The organism is Pseudomonas sp. NDM, from assembly GCF_003105095.1.
In the GTDB taxonomy this organism is placed as follows: Bacteria; Pseudomonadota; Gammaproteobacteria; order Pseudomonadales; family Pseudomonadaceae; genus Aquipseudomonas; species Aquipseudomonas moraviensis_A.
Window position 1 is genome coordinate 1 of record NZ_QETJ01000197.1, and the last position, 7,969, is coordinate 7,969.

Sequence of the window (7,969 nt, forward strand, 5' to 3'; positions counted from 1 at the left end):
CTCGCTCCCACAATCGAAATGCGTTCTCCTGTGGGAGCGAGCCTGCTCGCGAAGGGGCCATCAGCAACACCTGCAACATTCAGCAAGAAATCGGTAGTCATCCCCACGAAGCCGCATTAGCTTAGGCATTTGTCACAAGCATCAGGCGAGGTATGCGATGGAGCTTCAAACATGGCTGGCATTCTTTGCCGCCTGCTGGGTGATCAGTCTGTCCCCGGGCGCGGGCGCCATTGCGTCGATGTCCAGCGGCCTGCAATACGGGTTCTGGCGCGGCTATTGGAACGCGCTGGGCCTGCAGATCGGTCTGGCGATGCAGATCGCGATTGTCGGCGCGGGTGTTGGCGCTGTGCTCACCGCTTCGGCCACGGCGTTCCACGCGATCAAATGGTTCGGTGTCGCCTATCTGGTTTACCTGGCGATCAAGCAATGGCGGGCGCTGCCCATGGACATGAGCGATGACGCCGCGGTGCGGCCGATCGGCAAGCCGCTGGCCTTGGTATTCCGTGGCTTTCTGGTGAACATCAGCAACCCCAAGGCTTTGATATTCATGCTCGCGGTGTTGCCGCAGTTCATCAACCCTCACGCGCCGCTGCTGATTCAATATGTGGTGATCGGCGTGACCATGGTGTTCGTCGATCTGATCGTCATGGCCGGCTACACCGGGCTGGCGTCGAAGGTGCTGCGCCTGCTGCGCACGCCCAAGCAGCAGAAGCGCATGAACCGCACCTTTGCCGGATTGTTCATTGGCGCGGCGGCGTTCATGGCGACGTTGCGCAAAGCGGCGGCGTAAACCGCCCGGGCAGAAAAAAGGCGACCTTTGCGGGTCGCCTTTTTTGTTTCTCTCGGTCAGTCAGCGCAGGATCACCGGCGCCGTATCACGCGGCAGATTATTGCGCTGCGGCGCTTCACGCGGCTGCTCATAAGCGTCACCGCCACCGAGTTGCATGCTCAATTGCCCGGCCACGTCCTCGCCCAAAGCTTTGGACACCTCACGCACCACTCGAGGGCGGTTCAGCGAGATCTTGATGTCGCGATGGTTCACCAGTTTGGTGTCCTGCGCTTCACCCATCGCCGTGAAGGCCGAGGTGATCTCGTAGGTCTTGGTGTTGATCAGGCTGAAATCCGCCACCAGCGTCAGGCCCAGCACTGCCGAATAGCTGTCGGTGTGCGCCAGCTCGTTGATGTCCTGGGTGAAATCGATGTCGGACACGGTGCCGAACAGCACGTAGTCGGCGCCTTTGAAGTTGCCGGCCTTGATGCGCTTGATCACGTCATACACATCGCCCTTGGAGGACGCGGTGTACGGCGTGCCCTGCACCAGCTGGAACATGCCGGTACGGAGGATTTCACCCTTGATGTCGCCGGTGAATTTGCGCAACTCGCCCTGTTCGATGTAGCTGGTGGTCGCTTCGATCTCGTTGTAGCTCGAAGATCCGCTGGCGCTGTAGTAACTCTCGCGGTGATTGCTCTGCGCCGAAACGATGTGGATGTATTGCTGCACGCGCTCCTGATACGCCAGATCCGTCACCGCCACTTTCGGGGCCGCCTGCACGCTGAACGCGCAAGCCAGGGCCATCATGCCAATCCATGTGCGCATCGATTAACGCTCCGTGGTTTTGCGGATCTCTTTTTCGTCCATCCACTCGGCCAGACCGCTTTCAACGTCGATCAACTGCAGGCTGAATTTGTAGAAGACGTCCTTGTAATCGCTGCTGCGCTTGACGATCGAGCTGATCGAACCTTCGATGCGGTACTTGGCAGCGATCATGTTGCCGGTCTTGGCCACGGTGCTTTTCTTGTACAGACCGCTCTGGTTCTGCAGCTTGAGCTGATCAACCTGGCTCTGCATCGCATTGTTGTCGCTGGCGAAGCGCGCGACACCGGTCTTCATCAACTGCGTTTTGATGCTGGTGGTGATTTCGCGAGTGTCGATGTACTCGCTGGTCTTGTTCTTCACGTCGTAGACCTGAACCACCGGACGGCCCTGCAGGATGCCGGACTGGGCCAGCGAGCGGGTCATCGACTCGGCGATCATTTGCAGGTCGGTCGAACCGAATTCGTTGGTCACGGTTTCAACCGCTTTGGTGTCGCCGTAGCTGATGTTCTTGCTGCCCAGAGTCGGCGAGGTGTTGGCGCAACCGGAGGCGAGCAGGGCGATGACGGCGATGCAGGAAAAGCGTGCAAACATGAGAAAGCTCTCTCAATCAGAAATAGGGTGGCGGGCTTAAGGCGTCTTGATTTCCAAACGGAAATCCACGGCTTTCGGGGTCGGGGCGATGGCCTGAATGAAGCTGGTCTGGGCGCCGTACATCATCTGGCTTTTCCAGACTTCTTCTTCGGCAACCGGGAAACCTTCGGCGCCAAGCCAGGCGAAGCGGTAGTAGAAGATCTTGTTGCTGTTGAGGGTGTTGCTCAGCTGCACGTTGACGGTCATGAAGCCGTTTTCGCGGGCGACGCGCATGGCGCCGACGACGATGTGTTTCTGCGGGCCCATGGCCACGACTTTGCTCGCGGCGCTGCCCGGCTCTGGCGGTGGCGGGGTGGCGCAGCCTGCCAGCAAGGCGAGGGCGGCGACGGCGATGATCTTCAAGCGCATTGCAAAGACTCCGTTCTTAAGGTTGTTTGAGGCTGGCGACGTTGGTCGCGCCAGCGCTCGGCATTACGTGGGCAGCGATGCCGCCAGCGAATACCTGGTTGCCCACGGCACGCAGGCTGACCACTTGATAGCGCTGATCGACGGTGACCCTGACCACCGAGCCGCCGACGGCGCTCGGCAGGGTAACCTGATGCTCCCCCTTTTTCAGGCGCAGACGCACCACTTGGGTGTTGTCCGGCAGGGTGCGCCATGTACGGGTATCGGCACCTTCGAGCACTGCTGAAGAAATGCCTACGGCAAGGCCGGCCAGCGGGTTGGTTTCGTTGATCTGCTTCTGCGCCACGCCTTTGGTGATCGCGCGTACGGTGGTGCGGACGATGATCCCCGGCATGTCATCGCGCAGGGCGCGGCGGGACATGGCGGTGGTGCTGTTCAGCGCGGTCAGGTCGACCTGCTTGCCGTCGACGCCGATCTGCGCAAACGGCGCGGTGGAGGTGTCCGGTTTGATGATCGGGAACGACAACGGGGTGATCACCACGTTGTTGGAAATCGGCAGCGGCAGCGGTACGCGAATCGAGTCGCGCGCCGGGGCCAGACCGCTCTGGACCACGATCAGAATGTCGCTGTCGTCAGACTTCGAAGGCTTGTCGAGATTGACCAGCGCCTGCTCGAGCAGCGGTGTGTTCGGGCGCAGTTCGGCGGCTTTGCGATAACCCGGCGCAGCCAGATCCTTCTCGCCCAGAGCTTCGTAGACGAAGCCGGCGAGGTAATGGCTGAACGCACTCTGGTAGCTGTTTTTCAGGCCGACCACTTCCGGTGCGTCGAGACTGGCCACCGGATAACCCTGCAGATCCTTGTACTGGGTCTTGATGCCTTCCTTCTCGGCCTGTTCTTCGCTCTTGAGGTATTCCTTGTCGCGCAGGTCGGCGATCACCGCTTCACGTTCGTGGGTCTTTTTGATCGCAGTGCGGGCGCCATCGAAATCGTTGACCGCCAACAGGTTCAGGGCCATCTGCGTGGTCAGCATGACTTTTTCATAGTCATAGCCTTCGTAGCGGCGCACCTTGTCGTTGACGATGAAGCTGCCGAACTGTGCCAGGTACTTGGCCGAGTCGAGCTTGACCGCGTCTTCCCACTGACCGACCACCTGATCGGCGCTGCCCCAGGCGTTCTGGCTGCCCGACAGGTCGCCCTTGGCGCGCAGCAGTTCGCCTTTCTCGAAGTAATAGAGCAGGTCTTTATCGGTGCCGGTGTTGTTCTTTTCCAGCAGGGTCAGAGCAGCGTCGACGTTGCCGGAAGCCAGTTGCTGGTTGGTCTGGGCCAGTTCGGAATCGTAGTTGCGAAACGCTGCACAGCCGGACAACAGCGTGACGGCGCTGAGCGCGAGCAGCATGGGAGCGCGGAATGCCATGGGTACTTCTTCCCTGAGTGACGAAAACTTGCAGCCGCGGGTGCTGGTCGGGCTGGTGTGACCTATCGACGGCGGCGCTGGCCTCCTGCCAATTCCTCACGGGAGAGGAGCTTTGGTGCCGGCTCGCTGGGCGAGGGCGCGGCATTATAAGCGTTGGGTGGTGGCTATGTAATGTCTTTTTGATGGCTTAACGAACGGTCGTGCCATCACTTAGGCAACTTGCTCACGACGCGTTCGGCCGCTGTTTTACCGGGTCCGAACGCGCTGCCATTGGCGAAAACCCGATCGCCGAGGGCGCGCAGGGTGATGACCTGGCGGTTCTGATCAATCCGGATCTTCAGCGGCGCGGCGTTGTTGACGTGGGGCAGGGTGATCGCGTGTTCGCCTTTCTTCAGGCGCAGGCGCAGCACCTGAGTCAGGTTGGGCAGTGTGCGCCAGGTACGCGTATCGGCCTGTTCGAAACCATCCCAATGGGTCACGTACGATGCTTTGCTCGGGTCGCGTCGGTTGTCGGTGGCTTGCACATCGGCTGCCAGAAAGGCTCGGTAGGTGGTGCGCTGGATGATGCCGGGCATGTCATCGCGCAGCGTACGCAAGGACATGTCGGTGATGCTGTTGACCGGTATCAGTTTCTTCTGCCGTCCATCGATGCCGATCTGATTGAACGACGGCGTTGAAGTGTCGGGCACCATCACCGGGAACGAGATGTTGGCGACAATGACCTGACCGTCTGCCAGCTTCACCGGGTACGGCACACGCAGCGAACTGCGTGCAGGAGCGAGGCCGCTTTGCACGATGATCAGCACGTCACTTTCGTCACCCTTGAGGCCGGGACTGTCGAGGTCACGCAATGCCTGCTGGAAGAACGGCAGGTCCGGGCGTAATTCGATGGCCTGGCGATAGCCCGGCGCGGCGAGATTCTTTTCCCCGAGCGCTTCATAGGTAAAGCCCGCGAGGTAGTGACTGAACGCGCTCTGGTAACCGTTCTTCAAGGCGATCACCGCCGGCGCGTCCAGCATGACTACCGGATAGCCCTGCAGGTCCTTGTAGTGCACGCGCACGCCCTGCTTTTTCGCTACCTCTTCGACGCGCTCATATTCAAGCTCGCGCTGCCGGGCGATCAGCGCTTCGCGTTCATGGGTCTTCTTGATGTCGGCGCGGGCGCCGTCGAAATCATTCACGGCCAGCTGGTTGAGGGCCATCTGCGTGGTCAGCATGACTTTTTCATAGTCATAGCCGTCGTAGCGGCGCAACTTGTCATTGATGATGCTGCCCCAGTGATTACCCATGGCAGCCAAGAGTTTGTCGCCGGTGGTTTCAATGGTGTCCTGGCGCTCGACCACCATTTGCTCGGCACTGCGCCATGCCACCTGACTCTGGGGCAGTTCGCCGCCCGCACTCAACACCGCGCCTTTCTCGAAGTAATAGAGCAGATCTTTTTGCTCGTCCGGGTTATGTGTTTCAAGCAAAGCCAGTGAGCCGGCGACATTGCCTTGCTTCAATTGCTCGGTGGTCTGTTCCAGCTCCAGATCGTAATTGCGATAAGCCGCGCAACCCGCCAGTTGCGCAATAGCGGTCAGCAGCAGGGGAAGCAGAAGGCAAGGGCGCATTGAGTGGGGTCTTCCTTGAACAAAGCGGGAGCATTTACGTTATTGGAGCTGATGGTGGCACATCGCTTCAACGATATGAATCATTCCCTGTAAGCACCGACAAAGCTTGAGAGAAACGTCTGCGAAGTGAACAATATGTAACTTCGCATTTCCATTTGAGATTCGTTCATGACTGCCTCGTCCCGATTGCTGGCCTGGCTGCTGTTCCCGTTGTTGTCCCTGAGCAGCCTGCCGCTGCTGGCCGATACCGTGGAAGGCGCGCCGCAAGCGCTGCACCTGCTCGATTACATCAGTGCCGACTACCCGCCGACGGTCGCGGCAGGCAAGGTCATCGACGATGGTGAATACCGTGAACAGCTGGAGTTCACCCAGGTTCTGCAAGGCTTGATTAGCGCATTGCCAGCCAAACCCGAAAAAGTCGCGCTGGAGCAGGGCGTGAAGTCTTTGCACGCCGCGATCAGTGCGAAGCAGGATGGCGCCGATGTTGCGCGTCAGGCCCGACAGTTGGGGGCGAAACTGGCCGTGGCGTATGAAGTCAGCCAAGCGCCGATCATTACCCCGGACCCGACGCGCGGTGCGCCGCTGTACGCGCAGAACTGCTCGGTATGCCACGGCGATACAGGCGCTGGCGACGGCCCGGCCGGCGTCGGCCTGACCCCAGCGCCAGCCAACCTGCGCGACGCCGCGCGCATGGATCACCTGAGCCTGTACGCGATCTACAGCACCCTTGGCCAAGGCGTCGAAGGCACCGACATGCCGGCGTTCGCCGATCAGCTCGATGATCGCCAGCGTTGGGATCTGGCTACTTATATCGCCGGCTTCAGTGCCGATGCGGCAGCGGCCAAGTCCGCCAAGGTCTACAACATCGCCGATCTGGCCCGCCAGACCCCGGCCGAAGTGCAGGCAGCCGAGGGCTCAGAGATCGCGGCGACATTCCGTGCCCAGCGCGCACAACCACCGCAGGTCAAACGCGGCCCGGCGCAGTTGCTCGATTACACCGCCGCCACGCTGGACAAGAGCCTCGCGGCCTATCGCGCCGGTGAGCACGATCAGGCCTATGACCTGTCGGTAGCGGCGTATCTGGAAGGCTTCGAACTGGTGGAAAGCTCGCTGGATAACGTCGATGCCAACGTTCGCAAGGACACCGAAAAATCCTTGATGGCGTACCGGCAGTCGCTGCAGGACGGCCTGCCCGTCGAGCAGGCCGAGCAGCGTCTGGACGCGGCCAAGACCAAGCTCAAGGAGTCCGCCGGCCTGTTGGGCAGCGATGGCTTGAGCTGGTCGCTGAGCTACATCTCCGGCCTGCTGATTCTGCTGCGTGAAGGCCTGGAAGCGATTCTGGTGCTGGCGGCGATCCTCGCTTTCCTGCGCAATACCGGCCAGCAGTCAGCGGTGCGCAGCGTCAACGTGGGTTGGGGGCTGGCATTGCTGGCGGGCCTGGGCACCTGGGCACTGGCGGCTTATGTGATCGATGTCAGCGGTTCGCAGCGTGAACTGCTGGAAGGCGCCACTGCGCTGTTTGCCAGCGTCATGGTGCTGTGGCTTGGGGTGTGGATGCATGACCGGCGTCATGCCGCGGCCTGGCAGGATTACATCAAGAGCAGCCTGGTCGGCGGCGGTGGACGTTTCGGCTTCGCGATCCTCGCGTTTTTCTCGGTGTACCGCGAGCTGTTCGAGGTGATCCTGTTCTACGAAACCCTGTGGTTGCAGGCCGGGCCTGCCGGGCACAACGCCGTGCTGGCCGGCGGCGCGACGGCTCTGGTTTTGTTGGTCGGTCTGGCCTGGGTGATTCTGCGTGGCTCGGCGAAGCTGCCGCTGACCTTGTTCTTCAGCATCAATGCCGCGCTGCTGTGCGCGTTGTCGGTGGTCTTCGCCGGGCACGGCGTGAAGGCCTTGCAGGAAGCCGGGATCTTCGGCACGCGGCCGGTGGCGTTCTTTGAATTCGACTGGCTGGGGATCCACGCCGATGCCTATTCGCTCATTGCGCAGGCGATAGCGATTGTGGCGATTGTGGTGTTGTATGGGCGTAGTTGGGTGGCGGAGAAGCGCCGGGTTTCGGCTGCCTGAAAGCATTCGCTGCGCTCATATTCGCGAGCAGGCTCGCTCCCTCAGGTTCGGTCTGTATCCTGTGGGAGCGAGCCTGCTCGCGAATTTTTTTGGAGGCAAGAACAGGCGTGTATGGATCGATGCCGACGCCTGTCCGCGGGCGGCGAAGGATCTGGTGGTGAAGTTCGCCCGCAAGCGCCAGTTCGAAGTGGTCCTGGTGGCCGGGCAGCCGCAGATCAAACCGGGTTTGGCCATCGTCAAACTGATCGTAGTGCCGAGCGGGCCGGACGCGGCGGATGATTATCT

General features: G+C 60.9%; 8 protein-coding genes. 3 read left to right on the forward strand and 5 right to left on the reverse strand.

From position 1 onward, the window contains the following. Positions 1–157: 157 nt before the first annotated feature. The gene (locus tag DCO47_RS24080; protein WP_083353802.1) at positions 158–790 is read left to right on the forward strand and encodes a LysE family transporter; all 633 of its coding nucleotides are present in this window, start codon (positions 158–160) and stop codon (positions 788–790) included. A 60-nt stretch (positions 791–850) separates the two neighbouring features. Here the strand turns inward: DCO47_RS24080 and DCO47_RS24085 are convergent, their stop codons facing one another. The 5 genes from DCO47_RS24085 to DCO47_RS24105 all read right to left on the reverse strand — a co-directional run bounded on the left by DCO47_RS24085 (position 851) and on the right by DCO47_RS24105 (position 5,617). Next, positions 851–1,597, reverse strand: a complete 747-nt coding sequence (locus tag DCO47_RS24085) for a penicillin-binding protein activator LpoB (RefSeq protein WP_116659074.1) — start codon at positions 1,595–1,597, stop codon at positions 851–853. 3 nt (positions 1,598–1,600) lie between these two features. Then, a complete protein-coding gene (lpoB, locus tag DCO47_RS24090; RefSeq protein ID WP_039757415.1) occupies positions 1,601–2,188 on the reverse strand; it encodes a penicillin-binding protein activator LpoB in 588 nt (195 codons plus the stop codon). Between the two features lie 36 nt (positions 2,189–2,224). After that, positions 2,225–2,596 (reverse strand): YcfL family protein, encoded by a 372-nt coding sequence (locus DCO47_RS24095; protein WP_016772611.1) that lies wholly within the window; start codon positions 2,594–2,596, stop codon positions 2,225–2,227. 16 nt (positions 2,597–2,612) lie between these two features. Continuing rightward, the gene (locus DCO47_RS24100; protein WP_042607098.1) at positions 2,613–4,007 is read right to left on the reverse strand and encodes a COG3014 family protein; all 1,395 of its coding nucleotides are present in this window, start codon (positions 4,005–4,007) and stop codon (positions 2,613–2,615) included. 206 nt (positions 4,008–4,213) lie between these two features. Beyond that, positions 4,214–5,617, reverse strand: a complete 1,404-nt coding sequence (locus DCO47_RS24105) for a COG3014 family protein (RefSeq protein ID WP_116659075.1) — start codon at positions 5,615–5,617, stop codon at positions 4,214–4,216. Positions 5,618–5,785: 168 nt separating this feature from the next. Between DCO47_RS24105 and DCO47_RS24110 the strand changes: the two genes are divergently transcribed. Continuing rightward, complete coding sequence (locus DCO47_RS24110; protein WP_116659076.1) at positions 5,786–7,684, forward strand: FTR1 family protein; 1,899 nt, start codon at positions 5,786–5,788, stop codon at positions 7,682–7,684. A gap of 73 nt (positions 7,685–7,757) precedes the next feature. Beyond that, on the forward strand, positions 7,758–7,969 hold a 212-nt coding region (locus DCO47_RS27415), incomplete at its 3' end, for a DUF188 domain-containing protein (protein WP_177434376.1).